Source organism: Pseudoalteromonas caenipelagi, assembly GCF_013140855.1.
GTDB lineage: Bacteria > Pseudomonadota > Gammaproteobacteria > Enterobacterales > Alteromonadaceae > Pseudoalteromonas > Pseudoalteromonas caenipelagi.
Genome location: NZ_JABBPG010000018.1, coordinates 1 through 20,395, shown reverse-complemented (window position 1 = coordinate 20,395; position 20,395 = coordinate 1). Strand labels below are relative to the sequence as shown.

Below are 20,395 nucleotides of genomic sequence, written 5' to 3'. Positions count from 1 at the left end.
AATACATAGTGGGTTATTACAATCGGTATCGACCTCATCAACATAACAATGGTTGCTCACCGATTATGAAAGAAAAGCAATACTGGGAAACTTATAACGAGGTGGCCAAAAAGTATTGACCACTACATGTCTTATCTAAAGCAATTTGGCGTAGATGTTGAAGTCTATGTGATGAATAGTGAGTCTAACTTGGTGCAGATGAAAGATAGCTTTAATGGTATGCCGTTAGTTTACCGCCGCTTGGACCATAATACTCGGGGCTGGCTTGCGCAATTGGTTTTTGACAATGCTGAGCAATTGGTACGTAGCACCGAATGCCAAGTGCCAGAGAGCGAAGTGACGACACGGGCCAAGCAGCTGCAAGAGCTGATGATAAGCTTTGGTGAGCTGAGTGAAAATGGTAAATATGTCACAAGCGCAGGGCAGGCCGGTATGGAAAATGGTAAATCACGCGCCGGTTACACTGAGCTGCCAGGTGTGCAAGCTGGCGTGACTGCTGAGCCGTTAAGTTTTAATAGCTTACTAGAGTCACAATTTTGGGATAAAACGCGGTTTTATCAACCTGTAGACTTTCTATGGCAAGCGACTTTGTTTCAACCTGTCGGTGGTATGGACCAAGTGCAACACGCGTTTGCCAAAGAAGTGGCAGCATTGGGTGGCACGGTGCACCTTAACAGCCCAGTTAAGCACATTGAGTGGGATGAGGCTAAGCAACAATTCAAAATTTCAGTGAGTAAAATAGGCACTACTGATCTTGATGTTCATCATTGTGATTATTGCTTTGTGAACATGGCTGTACCCTTCTTAAAAGAGATTTTGGATGATTCACTACAAGATGCGAGTAATGAACTTGGGCTAGACAAGCCGTTTAAACAGGCATTGCAAGCAGTCTATCAAGCGCAATTTTTTGATGATAAAGGTATTCATCAAGATAAGTTTTTAGCATGTACAACCAAAGTGGGCTGGCAAGCAGATCGCCATTTATGGCAAGGCAGTCAGGTGAAAGTGCGCAATACGGTGCAATGCCAAGAGCAACTTTTGACAGTGCCTGACTCAGAAGTCGGTGTGGTGCCTATTTTTGGTGGTATCTCCTGGACAGATGATGAAATTGTACAGATTTGGTATCCATCATGTGCTTATCATGACCAAAAAGGGGTGCTAACAGGTGCTTATAATTTTTCACAAGTTGCTTATAACTGGGGTAAATTGCCCATTGATGAGCGCTTAAATAAAGCGCGCGCTGGCGCTAAATTGTTTGGTCATGCATTTGGTGAAGGTTTGGAGCATGGAGTGGCGATTGCTTGGCAAAACATGCCATACATCAAAGGTGGATGGGCACAGTGGCACGCGGTAGAAGAGCATGCAGGTAATGCTGTGACGCACTTTAATGCCTTAGCGCAAGGTAGTGCTGTTCGCACAGCGCACAGTACGCAAACGGTGCCCAATTTCTTTGTGATTGGTGATCAGTTATCTTCGTTGCCAGGTTGGCAAGAAGGTGCAATTGCTTCTGCGCTTAATGCGATAAGTCGGATAGAGCGCCCTGATCTAGCCGTACCTCATTTATCATACTTACCAGATACGCGTCTGATGGTTGAAGGTGTATAACCATAACGGCTGGCAGAGATTACTCTCTCAGCCGTGATGTCTTTAAATATCAGCTCATTATTTGATTCAATTAAGTTGTAGTGCCATATTTTTAATCGATAAACCACCAACCGTTGGTTTTAAATTGGGGCGCTACACTCATACCTTACCAACAACGAATATAAAAACAGTCTTTCGAGCATACACTTGCAGGAGCTAACCATGGTTATTGGTCGCAATTATTTATTGTCCTTTTTTAGCGGTATTTTGCTTATCGCGTGTAGTCCTAATGAACAAACAGGCGAGCAAGCGCCCCAATTGCGGCCAGTGAGGACCATTGCCGTTAGCTTATTTCACGCGGGTCCTGTACAAGAGTTTCCAGGCGTGGTGGATGCGGCAAATTCAGCGCAGTTGTCATTCAAAGTGCCCGGTGAAGTAAACAAGTTAATGGTTAAACAAGGGCAAGAAGTAAAGCAAGGAGATGTTATTGCTACTTTGGATGATACTGATTACAAACTCGCCTTTGAAGAAGCGCAAGCCTCTTTTGAAAAAGCTAGTGCAGATTTTGGTAGAGCCGAGAAGCTGCTTAAAACAGGCACGATATCAAAAGCCGATTATGATCAGTTGAAACTACAATTTGCAAGCGCTAAGAATCGTCTAGCAACTGCTAAAAATAACTTAGAATATACAACGTTACATGCGTCTTTTAGTGGCGTAGTCGCCCGCACTCAAATAGAACAGTTTGAAGAAGTACAAGCGAAACAGCCAATTGCTACTTTACAAGATATCAAAACCGTTAATATCAAGGTAAACGTCCCTGAAAGTGTCATGATCAATGTTTCAAAAGAGGCACCTAAGCAGGTGTATGCACAGTTCTCTGCGATTGAAGATAGACGCTTTGAGCTTACTTTTGTTGAAGTTAGCACCAAAGCCAACGAGGTCACAAACACCTATGAGCTAACCTTAGGCATGACGCCTCCAAAAGGCTACAACATTTTACCGGGGATGACCGCTAAGGTCTTCGCAAGTCAAGTAGCACAAGACCAACAAGCCATCTATTTACCAATTAAAACGGTATTAAAAGATGCATCAGGTAATTATGTTTGGACTGTTGAACAAGTCGATGAGGGACGGGGCAAGGTTGTAAAAACGCCAGTTAAGATCGGAGAAATGACGCAGTTTGGTTTTCAAGTTCTTGATGGCCTTACAGTTGGAGAGCATGTCATTTCTGCTGGAATGAGCAAAGTAAACGATGGACAGCTAGTTAAATTCTCTGGAGGCCAATCGTGAATATTACCCGATTAGCGCTTGAGAACAACCGCACCGCTTGGGTGCTTATTATTGCCATGTTGGTATTTGGCATATTGGCGTTTAATAAAATGCCCAAAGATTATGACCCTGGGTTTATTATACGTACGGCGCAAGTGGTTACTTACTTTCCAGGGGCAAGCCCGCAGCGGGTGGAAGCGTTGGTCACTGATCAAATAGAAAAAGTGGTTCAGCAAATACCTGAGCTAGATTATGTCAGCAGCACCTCCAAAACTGGGGTTTCTATTGTCAGTGTCAATATTAAAGAAAGTTACAAGAACATGCGGCCTATTTGGGACAACTTGCGCCGTAAAATACAGAGCATTGAATCCGATCTGCCAAAGGGCGCACAAGCACCAATAGTCAATGATGAATTTGGCGATGTGTTTGGTATTGTGATTGGTTTGACTGGTGAAGGGTATAGCCACCGAGAATTAGAAGATGTTGCTGAACAGGTCAGGGATACCTTTTTGCGCTTGCCCGACGCGGCAAAAGTAGAGATATATGGTACCCAAGAGCAGCGAGTATTTATTGAGTTTGAAAATAGCCGCTTGGCTGCTTTAGACCTTTCTGCAGGTATTCTTCAACAACAATTAGCTGCGCGTAACATTGTCAATCCTGGTGGTAGCTTGTATGTAGGTGATGAAACGTTAGTGGTTGAACCCAGCGGCAACTTTGAATCAGTGACAGAAATAGCCAATACCATCATCAACGTGCCAGGCAGTGAACAGGTTATTTTACTATCTGACATTGCTAGGGTGTATCGAGATCATATTGAACCTGCTAAAGCCAAAGTGCGAGTTGGCAATGAGCAAGGTCTCACCATTGGTATTTCGATGCGCAAAGGCGGCAATAACCTTGAGCTTGGTGCGCAGGTAAAGCAAGCAATTAAGAGGCTGGAAGCGGTTTACCCCATCGGCGTTGAATTTAAATTGCTGTCTTTTTTACCACAAGAGGTGGAAAAAAAGGTCGATGACTTTGTCTCTAACCTTGTTCAAGCGGTGTTAGTTGTGACAGTCGTGATGCTATTCACTTTGGGGTTGCGTACTGGTCTGGTTGTGGCGAGCCTCATTCCAATGAGCATGGTATTTGGCATATTAGTGATGTCGTTTTTTGAAATCAGTATTGATCAAATCTCTTTGGCTGCGCTTATTATTGCTTTGGGTATGCTGGTGGATAACGGCATTGTTATGTCTGAGAATATTATGGTGCAAATGGAGCAAGGCAAGCGCGCCATCGATGCGGCGATTGAATCGGCTCAAGCGCTAAAAATCCCTTTGCTAGTGTCTTCTTTAACCACGGGCGCTGCATTTTTACCGATCTTTTTAGCCGAGTCTTCTACTGGTGAATATACCGCGTCATTATTCAAAGTGGTTACGATTACTTTACTGTGCTCTTGGTTGTTAGCGCTAACCATGATCCCCATGCTGTGTGTGTATTTTGTTAAAGTAAAAGCACAGCAAAAAGAGGTGTTTAGTAGTGCAATATACCAAAGTTATCGAACTATTTTGAGCAGGCTCATGAACCACCGATGGCTGACAGTCGGGGTCTGTATAGCGATGTTTATAGTGGCTGTGCAAGCATTGCAATTTATTCCCAAGCTGTTTTTTCCTCCCTCAGATAGAACCTACTTTAAAGTTGAGCTGGAACTACCCGTTGGCACTCGTTTAGAAACCACGGAAGCCCTAGTGAAAGATCTTGAGCAATATGTTCATCAGCAATTGTTAGTGAACAAGCAACGTACAGACGGGGTAACTAAATGGGTAAGTTATATAGGTAATGGTGGTCCGCGATTTTTACTCACTCATAATCCACAGCCAACAAGTTCAAACTATGCACTGATGATAGTGTCAGTTACTTCCTACACGTTAATTGATGACATGATGGCGAAGATAGAACAGCATGCGCTGGAAAACTACCCAGATCTATTACTAACACAACGAAAAATTGAAAATGGTGCGGCGATTAATAACCCTGTAGAAGTGCGGATTTTAGGCGAAGATAAAAACAAAATTATGGAGATCGCTCGCCAAGTTAAAGCCAAAATGCGTCAAACAAATGGATTAAAAGCTATTAGTGATGATTGGGGATTACCGATCAAAAAGCTGGAGATCAATATCGATCAGGCAAGAGCCCGCAGGGCTGGGGTATCCAGTGAAGATATCGCCACGTCATTACAAACTGGATTAAGTGGCTTAGAGTTGACCCAGTACCGTGAAAAAGAAGATACCATTCCAGTGATATTGCGCTCCGTTGCCTCTGATAGACAAGATATTGCCAAACTAAAGGCGATGGCGGTGTACGCACAGTCTTCAGGTAATTCGGTGCCTTTGCAACAAGTCGCAGACGTTGCTGTGGTATGGGAAAGTGCTCAGATATTTCGTCGTGATCGGGTAAAAGCGGTGGTGATAGGGGCTCAAATAGATGGTATTACTGCCACTGAAGGGTTTGCAAAGCTGACTCCTTGGCTTGATGAGCAGCAAAAAAGCTGGCCATTTGGCTATACCTATGAGTTAGGAGGAGAAGCGGAATCATCAGGCAAAGCAAACCAATCTATCGCACAGCAGCTGCCGATCGCGGTATTGATTATTGTGTTGTTGTTAGTGGCCCAGTTTAATTCTATTCGTAAATCGCTGTTGGTGTTGATAACCATTCCTTTGGGATTTATTGGCGTGGTTGTCGGTCTATTGATAGGGCAGTCATTTTTTGGTTTTATGACACTATTAGGTGTAATCTCTTTAGCGGGTATAGTGATCAATAATGCGATTGTATTACTTGAGCGTATCAAAACTGAGCTTGATAGTGAGCCTAACGATCCCGTGAATGCGATTATTGACGCTGCTCAAGCTAGAATGCGGCCGATTTTACTTACCACTGCAACCACTGTGTTGGGTTTATTACCCTTATATCTAGGTGGCGGTGAAATGTGGGAACCAATGGCTTTAAGCATTATGGGCGGATTATTGTTCTCTACTTTATTAACATTAGGGGTGGTGCCAGTGTTGTATGCGCTGTTGTTTGGTATTTCAGGTAATAAAGCTCAGCGCTGATGCGTATTTTGCTAAAAGATGTAAAAGTACGTAAACCTGACAGACACAGCAGGGATTTTTTGGTTATATCAGGAAGTATGCAAAGAGCATGAGGAGACTTGATATGAAAAACGTAATTACAATGGCGATTGGTCTATTGTGCGCCTTTGGCGCATATGCAGGTGAAGGTAAAGTACACTTTAAAGATTTTAACGATTATCGTGATGTATATCCTTCAAACGAAGTGAAAGGCGCATTTCATAAACGCTTAGCTAAACAATTTGAAAAGCACGTTGCTAAGCTTGCAGAAAAACTACCAGACGGGTACAAGCTCGATGTTACTTTTAACGACATCGACTTAGCGGGAGAGGCGCGTTTTAATATGGACAATATCCGGGTGGTAAAAGATATTTACTTCCCACGTTTAGACATTAGTTATCGTTTGGTTGATAACAAAGGCCAGCAAGTGATCGAAGCGACCGAAGAGCTAAAAGACATGAGCTTTTTAGATCGAATTAAATCTGGTCGTGAAGGCTCACTATATTACGAAAAGCGCTTGCTTGATCAGTGGTTTGAATCGCAAATAGCGAAAGCGGTTAAAAGCTAAAGTTTGCATAGCGCACCGTGTTCTGGTGCGCTTGTTTAATTACTTAAATGTTGCCAGAAGCTGAAGTAAGTTTTGCAGCTTCAATACGGCGCTCTTGAGCTTTTCTTCATCAACAGACTCTTGCTCACTTAATGCTTTAACATCAGCTGCAACATCTAATACATATGGCTTAAAGCGTTTGGCTTCAAAATTAAACCCCGCATCTTCGGTAAATAGGGCTTTAAACTTTCCGTGACCTTGGCGCTGTAATTCGTCTAATTTTTTATCAGCATCAAGTGATTGGCGATAAACAACTTTTAGGTTTTCATTCAATTTTTCAATGATGGTTTGCATATTTTTCCTAAAGTTATTGCTAAAACGGCCGATAGTCTACTTGGATTCATCTAAAAAGTCAGGTAACGCTTATGAATATTTCCGGAAATAACCTGCCTGTAATGTCTGGTGCAGGCTCAAGTGGCGAAGTATACAGCGCCTCTTTAGCCAAAAAACAGCAGCAAGCAGACGGGAGAGCAGCACTTGCTTTGATTGAAGCCGCAGGGAGTAGCGCAGCTGCGCAAAGTCCCGCAAAATCAACCACAGCAAGTTTAGGTAATAATATTAACGTTTATGTATAACGCTAGCGAAACGCTTGTGTTGTGCTTAATGTTAATTAAGCTGTAAATCAATCGGTGTCTTACTTGTTTTGCCACCGATTTCTCTTACCAACTTAGGCACTAAAAACCCAGGTAGTGCTTCTAGTAACTCGGCCATAATACGCTTAGCATGTTCCTCTGATACATCAAAATGACTTGCCCCCTCAACTTTATCTAATAAATGCAGGTAGTAGGGTAAGATATCTGCACTAAATAGCGCTTCACTTAAGTCAATTTGTGCATCGCTAGTATCATTAATGCCTTTAAGTAAAACGGCCTGATTGAGCAAAGTGACATTTGCTTGTTTAAGCATGGTCATGGCGTTGATAAAGTCATCATCAATTTCGTTAGCATGATTCACATGGTTCACCAAAATAACTTTCAATCGGCTTTGTGCTAAATGAGTACATAGCTCATGCGTTATGCGAGACGGCATAACCACGGGTAAGCGGCTATGTATTCTTAGGCGTTTTAGCTGCTCTAATGGTTCTAGCTGGCTAATAAACCATGCGATTGCATCATCTTTGGCCATTAAAGGGTCGCCACCACTTAAAATGACTTCATTGATTTGTGGGTGTTGCTTTACGTACTCGACCACATCTAATAACGCACGTTTGTTCAGTTGGTTTTCTTGATAGGGGAAGTGACGACGAAAACAATAGCGACAATTTACAGCACATCCCGTTTTTAACATGACTAATATGCGTGAGCGGTACTTGTGTAATACGCCTGTTTGAGCGTTTTGTTGCTCTTGTAATGGGTCTTTATTAAAGCCCGCTTTACTTAAAAATTCCTGATGCAGAGGCATAACTTGTAATAACAAAGGATCATTCTTATCGCCATAACGCATTTTTTTGATAAAGGCTTGTGGTACGCGCAGTGGAAATAAACGTCTCGCTTCGACATCTTTTGTGTCAAAATAGTCCTCTAAACCCAACATATTGAGTAAGGTTTGAGGGCAAGTTACTACATTTGCCAATTCTTTTTGCCAGTTACTATGCAAATTTACTTCATTTGTTTGTATCATTAGCAGGTTTATTACTCGAAAAAAGATGATTAGAGGATACGATGGCGAATTATAGCACCAACGAGTTCAAGGGCGGCTTAAAAATTATGTTAGATGGCGAACCTTGTGCCATCTTAGAAAATGAAATGGTAAAACCTGGTAAAGGCCAAGCGTTTAACCGTGTGAAGATCCGCAAATTGATCTCAGGCAAAGTGTTAGAAAAAACATTTAAATCTGGTGACTCAGTGGAAGGCGCTGATGTTATGGATACGGACTTAGCTTATCTGTACACAGATGGTGAATTCTGGCACTTCATGAACAACGAGACGTTTGAGCAAATTGCTGCAGATGAAAAAGCAGTTGGCGACAACGTAAAATGGTTAGTTGAAAACGATGTATGTACAATCACATTGTGGAACGGCAACCCTATCGCAGTGACTCCCCCTAACTTTGTTGAACTAGAGATCACAGAAACAGATCCTGGTCTAAAAGGTGATACAGCGGGCACTGGCGGTAAACCTGCGACGCTAAGCACAGGTGCAGTTGTACGTGTACCACTATTTGTACAAATCGGTGAAGTGATCAAAGTTGATACTCGCACTGGTGAGTACGTAAGCCGCGTTAAGTAATACAAATAACATGCCTGATTGAAACGGCATAGAGTGTTTAAAAGTCCAGCTATATGCTGGGCTTTTTGTTTTGGTAACAATCAGAGAGTAACAACATGTCACAGCAGCTATGGGCACCTAGCGCAGCACTAGCCACTTTAAAACAAAGAGCAGAGATTTTAGCGACGATCAGATCTTTTTTTGCGAGCAAAGGCGTTTTGGAAGTGGAAACGCCCAGTTTATGTCGTGCCAGTGTAACGGATGTGCATCTTGCAAGCTTTAAAACCCGCTTTGTTGGGCCGAATAATCAAGATGGACTCGATTTATATCTGCAAACTTCGCCAGAGTTTGCTATGAAAAGGCTGTTAGCTGCTGGCAGTGGACCGATATACCAATTGGCAAAGGCATTTCGAAACGAAGAGTCTGGTCGACACCACAACCCTGAATTTACCATGTTGGAATGGTACCGCCCTGGATTTGATGAATATGCCCTGATGGATGAGATTGAGCAGCTAATGCAATTGCTATTGCAATGCGCGCCGTGTACGCGAGTGACCTATCAGCAGGTATTTGTTGATGTGCTTGGGCTTGACCCACTTAGTGCAAGCCTTGAAGAACTCAAACAGTGTGCAAGTGAGCATGGATATAGTGATATTGCCAATCGAGAAACTCACCCAGATACACTGTTACAATTACTATTTTGCATGGAAATTGAACCTAAGATAGGCATTGATGCCCCTTGTTTTGTTTATCATTTTCCCGCCTCACAAGCGGCGCTTGCCAAACTTGATGAGGCCGACCCTCGAGTTGCTGGGCGCTTTGAACTGTATTATCAAGGTATGGAGTTGGCCAATGGCTTTAATGAGCTGACGGATGCAAAAGAGCAGGCGAGTCGCTTTGAACAAGACAACCAATTACGTGTGCAGATGGGATTATCTCCAGTGGCTATCGATCAGCATTTTATTGCGGCCTTACAACATGGTTTGCCGCAATGTTCAGGTGTGGCATTAGGCGTCGATCGATTGATAATGCTGGCGCTGAATAAAAGCCATATAAGCGATGTGTTAGCATTTGATGTAGGGCGAGCGTAACACTCGCGTCTACATAGCTATGCTTTACACAAACCTTTGTAGTTCTTGTTGGGTTGTTTCAGTGAGTTGTTGAGCGCGCTGGCAGTCATTCAGCGCAGCATCAATTTGTGTTTTTGCTTGTTGAGCAAGGGCAACAATTTGTTGCACTGTTTCATGAGTATGCGCTTGGGTTGATTCAAGTTGGTGTACGGCGCTGGCAATTTGTTCTAATTGTGCTTGGTTGCGCTCAAAGTCATGGCTCATATCCGCAAAACCTTTGGATGTTTTACTAATGGCTTGTTCTGCTGATTCAGAGTGGCTGATAAGCAGCTGAGACTCACGGTGTGTTTCTCCCACTAAGCTATTCATTTGATTTATAAAGTCGCTTATTTGGCGGGTCGCATCATTAACTTTAACAGATAAGCTGCGCACTTCATCAGCGACCACTGCAAAGCCTCGTCCAGCTTCGCCAGCTCGGGCTGCTTCAATGGCGGCGTTGAGCGCTAATAAGTTAGTTTGATCAGAAAACTCTTCAACCATTTTTAAAATACTACGAATATTTTCGCTGTTCTCTTTCAAACCCGATACGGTTGTTGAAAAGTTACCAAGCAGCACCGTGATCTGTTTTACTTCATCAACCAGTGTGGCTAACGACTGCGATGACCCTCGGACAAAGTGTAAACTTTCAGTATTGGCCTGATACACTTGATCGGTATTGGCCACAATGCTTTGCAAACTATGTGTTACCTGATCACTGGCAGCAATAATTGAATCACTCATATCTATTTGCTGGGCACCACAGTCGGCGGTTTGTTGCATGGAGTGAGTAACTTGGTAGTTACTGGTTGCAGCCGTTTGCGCGCCTTCATACGTTTTTTCTAACAGCGCCCGTAGGTGCTGGGTGAAGGCATTGTATTGCTCGCTTAACTCTCTGAATTCATCATAGGTGAACTTGGGTAACTTAGCATTAAGATTCCCATCTTGGCGATTTGCTTGTTGGAGGCTATCGCGCATGGCTCTAACAGGCCTGACAATCAAGTAACGCATATAAAAGAGGGTAAATATAAAGCCACCAACCGCACCAAAAGCCATTAACCAAAACATGCCTAGGCTGGCGTCTTTTGCATCTAGCTCGTTATAAAGCCAAATGAGGGTGATCACCTGAAAGGCAAAGACAAAACTGAGGTTGCCGAAAATCTTCCGAGACAGTGTATAAAAAAAGCTTTGTTCAATTTGATTATATAAGCGCATGTAAAGACTCATTGTGGGCTGGTGGTTATCCATGTTTGTCCTCTTAAAAGGCGCTGCATCGTCGATTATACGGCTTATCGAGTTACAACAGGTAAAAACATAAATACTTCTTTAATCAATAATATATGCTAAGAACGCGATAAAATCATTTTTGCATGACAAGGAAAGTTGCTAAAAATGCCATCGACACCTAGCGCGCGCATATCTTCAATGTCTTGCTGCTTATCAACGGTATAGGCAAAGACCTTTAATCCGCGCTGTTTGGCATCATCAACAAACTGGTGATTGATAAAATTTTTATCAATATGAATGCTGTAAGCATGTAAGCGTTGTGCAAACTCTGCATAGTGCAATGGAATAGACGCCGTAAGCGCACCAATTTTTACCCAAGGTAATTTTTGCTTTAGCCAAACCAGTTGGTGGTGATCAAATGATGAAACCAGTAGTTGCTCTCGATGGAAAGTGCCTTGTTGCACATTTTGTTCGATACAGGCTACAAATTGATCCAGGCCAAAAGTATGCTTTAGCTCTAAGTTGATCATGGTTTGCTGACCGATGGCGTCGAGCGCTTGCTGTAAGTTTGGAATAAACTCGCCATTACCTGCATCCAGTGCTTGTAATTCTTTTAACTGAGTTTGGTTTACTTTACCGGAGCCATTGGTCGTTCTATCCAGCCACGTATCATGCACGATAGCGTAATCATCGGCACAGCTTTGCACATCTAATTCAACGCCATCAACATTGGCTTGTAGGGCCGCTTGAATGGCACTTAGGGTATTTTCAGGGTAATTACCGCTGGCCCCCCGATGAGCGAATACTAGCATTGGGCTTTTTCCTCGTGATAGACCAAGTTTCAAAACAAGCAGCGCTGATCACCAGCAGACCGCCAACTAGAGTCATTATTGTTGGTTTTTCTGCCAACAGCATAAAGGCCAAAAGCGTCCCATACAAGGGCTGTAAGCAAGAAATTAACCCTGCGGTGGTGGCCGATAAGTGCTTTAGGCTGCTAGCAAATAATGCATGGGGAATGGCTGTAAAAACAGCACCTGCGAGTAATATATAGTAAATATCTTGGTTAGGCAGCAAAGAGGGCGGAACGTCTACAAAAGCCGCTAGCATAACGCTGGCAGTTAAGGTTTGGTAAAACATGGTATGAGGCCCGCTATATGTCACAAAAAAGCGTTTTTGTAATAAATTGCGTAGCGCAAATAACGCCCCTGAACTAATGCCGGTAATAATGCCCAAAGTGACTTGATTACCTAAGTTTGCCTCTGGAATAAGTAAGTAAATGCCAAAGAGGACGACGGCTGCGCTTATAATATCTTTGTTTTTGATTCTTTGTTTAGTAAACAAAGGCTCTAAAAATACCGTGATAACTGGGTAGGTAAAAAAAGCAATGATCCCTGTGGCGATGCCTGCCATTTGCATGCCAGCAAAATAAGTCACCCAATGTAGACCCACCACGACGCCCAGCATTATCGCTATTAAATAGTCTTTGGGGTGCGCTAAACGCAGCGGTTTGCCCATCAATTTTAGCAGTAACGCTAAGACGACAAAGGCCACTGCAGTGCGATAAACCGTGATATCTAATGCAGATAAGTTGATAAGTTTGGAAAACAGCGCGGTGCCACCAAAAAGCAATACGGCGATATGAAGATAGAGCAACGAGGTTTGTTCAGGGCGCATGGGTGGTGTCTTAAAATGTTATGAGGTGTAGCAGTGTATCATGTTGACATTTGTCACTGAAACTAGCGTTATAAAGTGGCCAGCAATAGATTGAGCAATTAGCCGTAAAAGCGCAAAGAGAACATATTGATAAAGTGTTGTGAGTTTTTCAAATGAGGTTGCCTTAGCACAGTGTCAATTAAGTGCGGTGCGACGTGCGGTCGCTAAATTACACGCCACTAAATGGGTGGATGCTGCTCTAAATAAAACTTTCACTATGTGAAGCTGTCTCATTATCGGCTTTTGGGTTAAAATAACAACATAACTCAATTAACAAGTTAGTGAATGTCAAAACAGGATCCTTATCTCAGTCGAGAACAAGACAAATACGAAAACCCAGTACCCAGTCGCGAATTTATCTTAGAGCACATAAAAGCTGCCGACAAAGCGACCACTTTTAGTCAACTCTGCAATAGTCTCAAAGTGCTAGATGATGAACGCCAAGTGGCGTTTAAGCGTCGCTTGCGCGCTATGGAACGAGATGGACAATTGCACTTCAATAAATTTAAACGCTACGTCATACCAACAGATGATGGCTTAGTGAAAGGTCGGGTAATTGGTCATCGTGATGGTTTTGGCTTTTTGGCAGTGGAAGGTGAGCCTAAAGATTGGTTTATTGCCAAGCACCAAATGAACGGGGTGTTACATGGCGATATCGTGCTCGCTAAGGCGGCAAGCAGAGGCTCTGGTGGTAAGGTCGAAGCACGTATTGTTCGTGTTTTAGAAAACGAGCGTGCGCCGCTCGTTGGGCGTTACTTTGTTGAGCATGGTACAGCGGTTGTTGTGCCTGAAGACCCTCGCATTACGCAAGATATCATCATTTTACCTGGCAGTGAAAACGGTGCGCGTCATAACCAAATGGTGCAAGTGCAAATTACTCAAAGCCCAACAAGGCAAATGAACGCAGTGGGTAAAGTAACAGAAGTACTCGGTGAGCATATGGCTCCGGGTATGGAAATTGAAGTTGCTTTGCGCAATCACGATATTCCCCATGTATGGCCAGAGGCGGTACTTGAGCAAGTAGCGTGTCATGGTGAAGAAGTAGCAGAAGCGGATAAAATTGGGCGTGTGGACTTACGTGATTTGCCATTGGTGACCATTGATGGTGAAGATGCCCGGGACTTTGACGATGCGGTTTATTGTGAACGCAAAAAATCAGGTGGCTGGCGTTTATGGGTAGCTATTGCAGATGTGTCTCATTATGTGCCAAAAGGCAGCCCACTTGATAAAGAAGCAATAGAGCGCGGCAACTCGGTGTATTTTCCTGAGCAAGTGATCCCCATGCTACCTAAAGTGTTGTCAAATGGCCTGTGCTCATTAAATCCGCAAGTTGATCGTTTGTGCATGGTGGCCGAAATGACCGTCTCTGATGCTGGGCGTTTGTCGGGCTATCGATTCTACGAAGCGATTATGAATTCTCACGCACGGCTGACTTACACCAAAGTGCACGCAATATTGCAAGGTGATGAACAGCTGCGTGAACAGTATGTTCAATTGGTGCCGCATTTAACCGACTTACAACAAATGTATATGGCGCTAAAATCAGCCAGACAAACACGCGGTGCAATTGAATTTGAGACAGTTGAAACACGTTTTGTATTTAATGCACATCGCAAGATTGAATCGATAGTGCCCTTGGTACGTAACGATGCGCATAAGTTAATTGAAGAGTGCATGATCTTAGCTAATGTCTCTGCAGCTAAATTGCTTGAAAAGCATGAAGCTAGCGCGTTATATCGTGTACATGATGAGCCAGACCAAGAAAAGCTGAGCCACTTTAGACAGTTTTTAAATGACTTAGGTATAGAAAGCTTATTACCGAATGACCCTTCACCGCTTGAGTTGACTGCTACGCTAAATTCATTAGGTGAGCGCCCCGAACAAGAACTGATCCAAACCATGCTACTGCGCTCAATGAAGCAAGCAGTGTATCAGCCCGACAACATAGGCCATTATGGTTTGGCGCTTGATGCATACGCACATTTTACGTCGCCAATTCGTCGTTACCCAGATTTGGTTGTACACAGGGCGATTAAAGGCATCTTAACCAGCCAAGGTCAAAAAACCTCTGGGGCGTATGTATATGACACCGATGAGGTGGATCAGCTCGGTGAGCAGTGTTCAACCACTGAACGCCGTGCCGATGATGCCACCCGTGAAGTTGCCGACTGGCTGAAATGTGAATTCATGCAAGACCATGTGGGTGATGAATTTACTGGTGTGGTGTCATCGGTCACAAATTTTGGTTTGTTTGTACGCTTAGATGACTTGCAAATTGATGGCATGATCCATATTTCTAGCTTAGGGCAAGAATACTTCCATTATGATGGTGCTAAGCACTGCTTAGTAGGCGAGCACAGCCGCCAGATATATCGCTTAGGCGATAAGCTCAAAGTGGTTGTGGCTTCGGTAAGTTTGGATGAGCGACGCATTAATTTGGCTATGGCTGGTGAGCAGCTACCTGATAGATATGCACGCCGTCGTAACAAATCAGCGAAGTCAGATGCGAGGCCAGAGCCGCAAAGTGTTAGAGCGCAACTAAAAGCAGGTAGGATCCCAAGTAAAAAAGAGCCCGCACTAGGGGATAATAAAGACGAGCATAAGCCTAAAAAAGGTAAAAAAACCACCCCAAAAGGCAAGTTGAAAAAAGCCAAAAAAGCGGGGGGAGAGGCCAAAAAAGGTCTATCAAAAACAAAAGCAAAGGGTAAAAAAGTCAAGGTGAAACGCCCTGGCAAAAATGCCCGAAAACGCAATACAAGTAGCTCTGGAGCACAATAACAGTGAGTAATGAATTAATTTTTGGATTTCATAGTATCGAAGCGATTTTAGCGAAAGAGCCTGAGCGCTTTTTAGAAATTTATGCGCTTAAAGGTCGTGAAGATAAACGTTTGAATCCGCTGATCAATGAAGCTCGCAAATTTGGTATTTCGGTGCAATTTATGCAGCGAAAAGCGCTTGATAACAAAGCTAAAGGTGAACAACACCAAGGTATTATAGCCAATGTAAAAGCAGCTAGAACCTACAGTGAAAAAGATTTAGATGAGATCTTAGCACGTGAAACAACACCGTTCTTTTTAGTCTTGGATGGCGTAACCGACCCACATAACTTGGGGGCGTGTTTGCGCAGTGCCGATGCGGCGGGTGTACACGCGGTGATTGTGCCAAAAGACAAATCTGCAAAGCTTAATGGCACAGCTCGTAAAGTTGCCTGTGGCGCAGCTGAAACAGTACCGCTTATTCAAGTAACTAATCTTGCTCGCACATTACGAGACATCAAAGAAGCGGGTGTTTGGGTTGCAGGCACCGCTGGTGAAACCGACACAGGCGTTTTTGATGCCAACCTGACAGGACCTATTGCAATTGTTATGGGGGCTGAAGGTGACGGTATGCGTCGTTTAACAAGAGAGCACTGCGATATTCTCGTTAAAATTCCAATGACCGGTACAGTCTCAAGCTTGAATGTGTCAGTGGCGACAGGAATATGTTTATTTGAAGTGTTACGTCAGCGTAGTGCTCTGTAAATTAGTAACAAGTGAATAAAAAAGCGCAAAGTAGCACCGCGCTTTTTTATTTCAACCAATTCGCCGCATAGTTAAGTTTTAACTATTTTGATTATACTTAGCTGTGATGGTCATTCAACAAACTAAAACCAACTTCCTTTTAGCATTTATATATTTCACTGGATTATAAAAAACGTTTCTGAATTTGTTATTTTTCTAATCATGAATGGTAAGTGATTTAAATAATATTTATATTGTTAAGGTCGGTGTATACTTTGTTTTGCCACTTTGATAATCATTATCATATATCACTAATGTAGTTTCATACTTTGACTCTTCAAAGCATTACGATAGGTTATTTGTATAAGCGGATACCAGCTATTTTAGGTCTGTTACCTACACATCCATTCAAACTGAGTCCTACCTTTTTATTTGACATAAATGCGGCGAGTAAAGTAGATAGTTTTGCTTGGGCACCATTGTCATTTTTCAGATCTATCCGATACAAATCATTTACACATCAACGTGCTCTGTCCAAGGTGCGATATATTTAATGTCTGTGATTGCTACCTCTGCAGCGTAAGCACTGATTGGCAGTGCTATGATGAATAATGGTAAATATCGCAGCTTCATTTTAACTCCTAACGAATGTTGGTTGCTTAATCTGGGTATAGGATATTCGTATTAACTCAGCACAACAATAAACTTTACATAGTTTCACACTTTATAATGGTGACCATATGTAGTTCTTTAGGGCATTGCTTTATAATCGCGCGGTTTATTGTCACTATATCAATGTTAATTGGAGCTAAATATGCCCCCCCGCCAGAGGAAAATACAATATATGACAAATCATATGTTGCTTATCAATGGATTAATTGGGATCAAAATGATTTGTTCACACAAGGAGAGTCAACAGTGATTCGTATAGTTTTTCTTTTATGCTTTTCTTTGCTCAGTGCTGCGGTACATGCGATTGGCACGCCTTCTTATGTGTCTGCGTGGATCAGTAATACAGGCACGGAGGCATCAATATCCTGGAGTACAGTGTCAGGCGCCGACTATTACCAACTACAATATAGAAATGGTACTGGGAGCTGGGGAACGTCTGGTGGTATGTATTACGGGGGCTCTCATTCTTGGTCAAATGTGACGGAGACACTCCTCAACAGAAACTACCGTATGAGAGCGTGTGACAGCAGTAATAACTGCTCTTCTTGGTCTAGCTCATCGAACTGGATAAGCACACCACCACCGCCACCGCCAATACCAAGTACCCCGCCTTATGTATCGGCGTCAATTAATAGTGATGGCACGAGTGCTTGGATTAGCTGGGGTACAGTCTCGCATGCGGATTATTATCAACTGCAATACAGAGATGGTAACGGCAGTTGGAACACATCGGGTATGACGTATACTGGTGGCTCATATACATGGAGTAACGTCACCGAAAAGTTAATAGACCGTAATTACCGTATGAATGCGTGTAATAGCAGTGGTTGTTCATCTTGGTCAAGCTCATCGAATTGGATAAGCACACCTGTCAGTGTGCCAGCTTTTGTATCGGCGTCTGTAAATAGCACATCAGCGTCTATTACTTGGGGCACTGTGCCGGAGGCGAACTATTACGAGTTGCAATATCGTGATGGCACGGGGAGCTGGGGAACATCACAAGGCAGCTATCATGGTGGCTCACATGTGTGGAACAACCCCAAAGAAATGCTTAAAAACCGTAATTACCGGATGCGTGCATGTGTTGATGCAACATATTGCTCGTCATGGTCGAGTGCTTCGAACTCTATTAATACACCGAAACCTATTACACCGAGCGCTCCTGAGGCAAATATTGTTGGTGAAGGCATTGCATTAACGTGGTCAGATGTTGCATGGGCTACACGCTACGAAATTACACAAAAGTGGCGTAGTGGCATGTTTGAAGATATTAAAAAACATGAAACTACCGCAAATTACAAGTCTTGGGAAAAGTTGTATGACGGAACATATAATCACTCTCTAGTTGCATGTAATGATATGGGGTGCTCAGAGCCACTCGTTTTTCATGAAGTGGCGTTGCGTACTGAAATCTTTCCGCCAACATCGGTCAATGTGGCTATCAGTGGCAAAGACGCCACGATTACTTGGACAGAAATGTCAGGGGCAAGCTATTACCAATTGCAGTATCGTGATGGAGAAGGTGCTTGGCAAACGTCCAATCTGAAATATACAGGGCACGCTCATACATGGGAAAATTTCCAAAGCATCTTTAAAGACCGTCGTTACAGAATGCGCTCGTGTGATGACAAAGATGTCTGCTCTGAGGGCTGGACGACCAGTGCTGAAACAATTTCTACACCCAAGCCGCTAGCACCGAATAAACCAGAGGCTACGGTAAGTAAGAAAGACATCCATATTAAGTGGGATAAAGTTGATTACGCCACATACTACTTAATTAATGAATATTACAGTAATGGCATGCTTTCTTCTTCAAACCGAGAATATAAAAGTGACAAGCCCGAGTATGAGAAACTTGATCAATCCTCAGGCACCTACAAGTTTAGGGTGAAGGCGTGTAACATCATCGAGTGTAGCGACGATTACTCAGTCTATTCTGCTGAAGTTGAGGTGCTTTCCGATGCACATACCCCTTCAGCACCTGTAGCAAAGGTGACTGGCACTAAGGTGGGTGTAGAGTGGAACAAATCATACAACGCTCAGTATTACGACCTTTCTATCAAATTTGATTCAAATGATTGGACTAAAGAAGGGCGCTTTGTTTACCAAGATAAAGATTATAGCGGTGATAAGGTCGTTATTTCTTGGGATGATGTAGACCCAGGTGCCAGAAGTTATAAGGTCAAAGCGTGTATTGAGCCGGGGTGGTGTTCAGAATATTCACCAGCGTCTAACGTGATTAAAAACTTTGTTGCAGCACCTAAGGCATCGCTTGTAGAAAATCATGGCGTTGCTGTGAATTGGGATACCTCAATTCAGGGTAAGTTTGATATTCAAATCAAATACAATGGTAATGACTGGACAGTTCCAGGTCGTTACACCAGTAATGATAAGCATATCTCTTGGCCTGATTTACCATCGGGGCATAGAAGTTATAAAGTGCGCAGTTGTAATAGCGACTTAAGCAAGTGTACTGAATGGTCAGCTGAGTCAAATAAGGTAGAAATACCGGTTTGGATCCACAATGTAATTGTAAATGGCAGCACAACAACGCTAGAGTGGGGGCCAGTTCCTGGCACTGAATATTACGATATTTCAATCAAATATAATGAAAATGATTGGACGCTACCTGGCAGATATACGTCACCAGGTGGTAATGAGTCTGGTACTAACCGTATCACATGGGAAAACCTAGATGGCGGTGTTCGTTCATATAAGATTCGTTCATGTATTAGTAGTACAGAATGTTCGGCTTGGTCTTCAGCAACAGAAGAATATAAAACCGCAGGGCTACCAGCAGATACACCTAAATTGAAAGTGTCAGCGCCTGCGCTCGCATTTATTAACACTACAGAGCAAATCACTTGGGAATTTGAAAGCCCAGCTACGTTGCCATTGAATGCAACGCTTTATGTGATGCTGCCAAACACAACAGAGAAGATTAAGCTGGCGAGTAGCTCTAATGGTAGTGCAAAGCCATTTACTAAAGCACCGGGTAAACACCAATATTTGTTTGAAGAGGCGGGTGTATATCGCTTTTTTGCTCAAGCCTGTGGTTTAACCGATGCGCAACAAATCATCCCTGTGATTATGGGAGATTTGTTTATACCTATAGCGACTCAGTCGGCTGAAGATGTTGAAGCGTGCAGCGAGCTTTGGGAAACAGAGCAGCGCGTAGAAGTAATAGACCAAGAATTTACAGCTAAAAACAAAGGCACAGAGCTAACGTGGCCAAGTGTGCCAGGTGTAACCCGTGTTGTGATTGAAAGCGCTTCGTGTGCTGATGCAAGCGACTGTGATTTTGCATCGCTTGATTGGGACGAGTTAGCCACACTTACAAATGGTGAGACGAGTTTTGGTCTGAGTAATTCAGCAGGCAAGGTTTACCGCATTAAAGTGTGTT

15 protein-coding genes are annotated in these 20,395 nt (G+C 43.2%); 10 read left to right on the top strand and 5 right to left on the bottom strand.

Annotated elements, in window-relative coordinates; translation table 11 throughout:
- Positions 1 to 126 precede the first annotated feature (126 nt).
- The 4 genes from HG263_RS22020 to HG263_RS22005 all read left to right on the top strand — a co-directional run bounded on the left by HG263_RS22020 (position 127) and on the right by HG263_RS22005 (position 6,528).
- Positions 127 to 1,605, top strand: a complete 1,479-nt coding sequence (locus HG263_RS22020; protein ID WP_246240063.1) for a flavin monoamine oxidase family protein — start codon at positions 127 to 129, stop codon at positions 1,603 to 1,605.
- A 201-nt stretch (positions 1,606 to 1,806) separates the two neighbouring features.
- Positions 1,807 to 2,874 carry an efflux RND transporter periplasmic adaptor subunit gene (locus HG263_RS22015; protein WP_171628221.1) on the top strand — a complete coding sequence of 356 codons (1,068 nt, stop codon included), beginning with the start codon at positions 1,807 to 1,809 and terminating at the stop codon, positions 2,872 to 2,874.
- Positions 2,871 to 5,942, top strand: a complete 3,072-nt coding sequence (locus tag HG263_RS22010) for an efflux RND transporter permease subunit (protein WP_171628220.1) — start codon at positions 2,871 to 2,873, stop codon at positions 5,940 to 5,942. The genes HG263_RS22015 and HG263_RS22010 overlap by 4 nt, the downstream gene beginning before the upstream one ends.
- 103 nt (positions 5,943 to 6,045) lie before the next feature.
- Positions 6,046 to 6,528 carry a DUF3016 domain-containing protein gene (locus tag HG263_RS22005; protein WP_171628219.1) on the top strand — a complete coding sequence of 161 codons (483 nt, stop codon included), beginning with the start codon at positions 6,046 to 6,048 and terminating at the stop codon, positions 6,526 to 6,528.
- A gap of 39 nt (positions 6,529 to 6,567) precedes the next feature.
- Here HG263_RS22005 and HG263_RS22000 read toward each other — a convergent pair whose 3' ends face one another.
- Entirely contained in the window at positions 6,568 to 6,861 is a 294-nt protein-coding gene (locus HG263_RS22000) for a prephenate dehydrogenase (RefSeq protein ID WP_171628218.1), read from the bottom strand.
- A 71-nt stretch (positions 6,862 to 6,932) separates the two neighbouring features.
- Here HG263_RS22000 and HG263_RS21995 point away from each other — a divergent pair, with 71 nt between their 5' ends.
- Positions 6,933 to 7,142, top strand: a complete 210-nt coding sequence (locus tag HG263_RS21995) for a hypothetical protein (RefSeq protein WP_171628217.1) — start codon at positions 6,933 to 6,935, stop codon at positions 7,140 to 7,142.
- Between the two features lie 31 nt (positions 7,143 to 7,173).
- Here the strand turns inward: HG263_RS21995 and epmB are convergent, their stop codons facing one another.
- A complete protein-coding gene (gene epmB / locus HG263_RS21990; protein WP_171628216.1) occupies positions 7,174 to 8,187 on the bottom strand; it encodes an EF-P beta-lysylation protein EpmB in 1,014 nt (337 codons plus the stop codon).
- 41 nt (positions 8,188 to 8,228) lie between these two features.
- Here epmB and efp point away from each other — a divergent pair, with 41 nt between their 5' ends.
- Together efp and epmA are read left to right on the top strand one after the other, a co-directional pair.
- A complete protein-coding gene (efp, locus tag HG263_RS21985; RefSeq protein ID WP_171628215.1) occupies positions 8,229 to 8,795 on the top strand; it encodes an elongation factor P in 567 nt (188 codons plus the stop codon).
- A gap of 95 nt (positions 8,796 to 8,890) precedes the next feature.
- Complete coding sequence (gene epmA / locus HG263_RS21980) at positions 8,891 to 9,865, top strand: elongation factor P--(R)-beta-lysine ligase (protein ID WP_171628214.1); 975 nt, start codon at positions 8,891 to 8,893, stop codon at positions 9,863 to 9,865.
- 24 nt (positions 9,866 to 9,889) lie between these two features.
- Here epmA and HG263_RS21975 read toward each other — a convergent pair whose 3' ends face one another.
- From HG263_RS21975 to HG263_RS21965, 3 genes are all read right to left on the bottom strand, one after another.
- The gene (locus HG263_RS21975; protein WP_171628213.1) at positions 9,890 to 11,095 is read right to left on the bottom strand and encodes a methyl-accepting chemotaxis protein; all 1,206 of its coding nucleotides are present in this window, start codon (positions 11,093 to 11,095) and stop codon (positions 9,890 to 9,892) included.
- Positions 11,096 to 11,223: 128 nt separating this feature from the next.
- Positions 11,224 to 11,919: a glycerophosphodiester phosphodiesterase gene (locus HG263_RS21970; protein ID WP_171628212.1), complete on the bottom strand. Its 696-nt coding sequence runs from the start codon at positions 11,917 to 11,919 to the stop codon at positions 11,224 to 11,226.
- Positions 11,885 to 12,781 (bottom strand): DMT family transporter, encoded by an 897-nt coding sequence (locus tag HG263_RS21965; protein WP_171628211.1) that lies wholly within the window; start codon positions 12,779 to 12,781, stop codon positions 11,885 to 11,887. Before HG263_RS21965 ends, HG263_RS21970 begins: the two co-directional genes overlap by 35 nt.
- 324 nt (positions 12,782 to 13,105) lie before the next feature.
- Between HG263_RS21965 and rnr the strand changes: the two genes are divergently transcribed.
- The 3 genes from rnr to HG263_RS21950 form a co-directional block, all read left to right on the top strand.
- Positions 13,106 to 15,598, top strand: coding sequence for a ribonuclease R (gene rnr, locus HG263_RS21960; RefSeq protein WP_171628210.1), 2,493 nt, complete (start codon positions 13,106 to 13,108; stop codon positions 15,596 to 15,598).
- Positions 15,599 to 15,600: 2 nt separating this feature from the next.
- Positions 15,601 to 16,341, top strand: a complete 741-nt coding sequence (gene rlmB, locus HG263_RS21955) for a 23S rRNA (guanosine(2251)-2'-O)-methyltransferase RlmB (RefSeq protein WP_171628209.1) — start codon at positions 15,601 to 15,603, stop codon at positions 16,339 to 16,341.
- Between the two features lie 897 nt (positions 16,342 to 17,238).
- The coding region (locus tag HG263_RS21950) for a fibronectin type III domain-containing protein (protein WP_171628208.1) at positions 17,239 to 20,395 on the top strand (3,157 nt) is incomplete at its 3' end.

What these genes read in the sequence shown, in the direction of transcription:
- HG263_RS22005 (WP_171628219.1), top strand. Translation starts at nt 6,046, where the DNA reads ATGAAAAACGTAATTACAATGGCGATTGGTCTATTGTGCGCCTTTGGC.
- HG263_RS22020 (WP_246240063.1), top strand. Translation starts at nt 127, where the DNA reads ATGTCTTATCTAAAGCAATTTGGCGTAGATGTTGAAGTCTATGTGATG.
- HG263_RS21975 (WP_171628213.1), bottom strand. Translation starts at nt 11,095, where the DNA reads ATGCGCTTATATAATCAAATTGAACAAAGCTTTTTTTATACACTGTCT.
- HG263_RS22015 (WP_171628221.1), top strand. Translation starts at nt 1,807, where the DNA reads ATGGTTATTGGTCGCAATTATTTATTGTCCTTTTTTAGCGGTATTTTG.
- HG263_RS21995 (WP_171628217.1), top strand. Translation starts at nt 6,933, where the DNA reads ATGAATATTTCCGGAAATAACCTGCCTGTAATGTCTGGTGCAGGCTCA.
- HG263_RS21970 (WP_171628212.1), bottom strand. Translation starts at nt 11,919, where the DNA reads ATGCTAGTATTCGCTCATCGGGGGGCCAGCGGTAATTACCCTGAAAAT.
- efp (WP_171628215.1), top strand. Translation starts at nt 8,229, where the DNA reads ATGGCGAATTATAGCACCAACGAGTTCAAGGGCGGCTTAAAAATTATG.
- epmB (WP_171628216.1), bottom strand. Translation starts at nt 8,187, where the DNA reads ATGATACAAACAAATGAAGTAAATTTGCATAGTAACTGGCAAAAAGAA.
- rnr (WP_171628210.1), top strand. Translation starts at nt 13,106, where the DNA reads ATGTCAAAACAGGATCCTTATCTCAGTCGAGAACAAGACAAATACGAA.
- HG263_RS21965 (WP_171628211.1), bottom strand. Translation starts at nt 12,781, where the DNA reads ATGCGCCCTGAACAAACCTCGTTGCTCTATCTTCATATCGCCGTATTG.
- epmA (WP_171628214.1), top strand. Translation starts at nt 8,891, where the DNA reads ATGTCACAGCAGCTATGGGCACCTAGCGCAGCACTAGCCACTTTAAAA.
- HG263_RS22000 (WP_171628218.1), bottom strand. Translation starts at nt 6,861, where the DNA reads ATGCAAACCATCATTGAAAAATTGAATGAAAACCTAAAAGTTGTTTAT.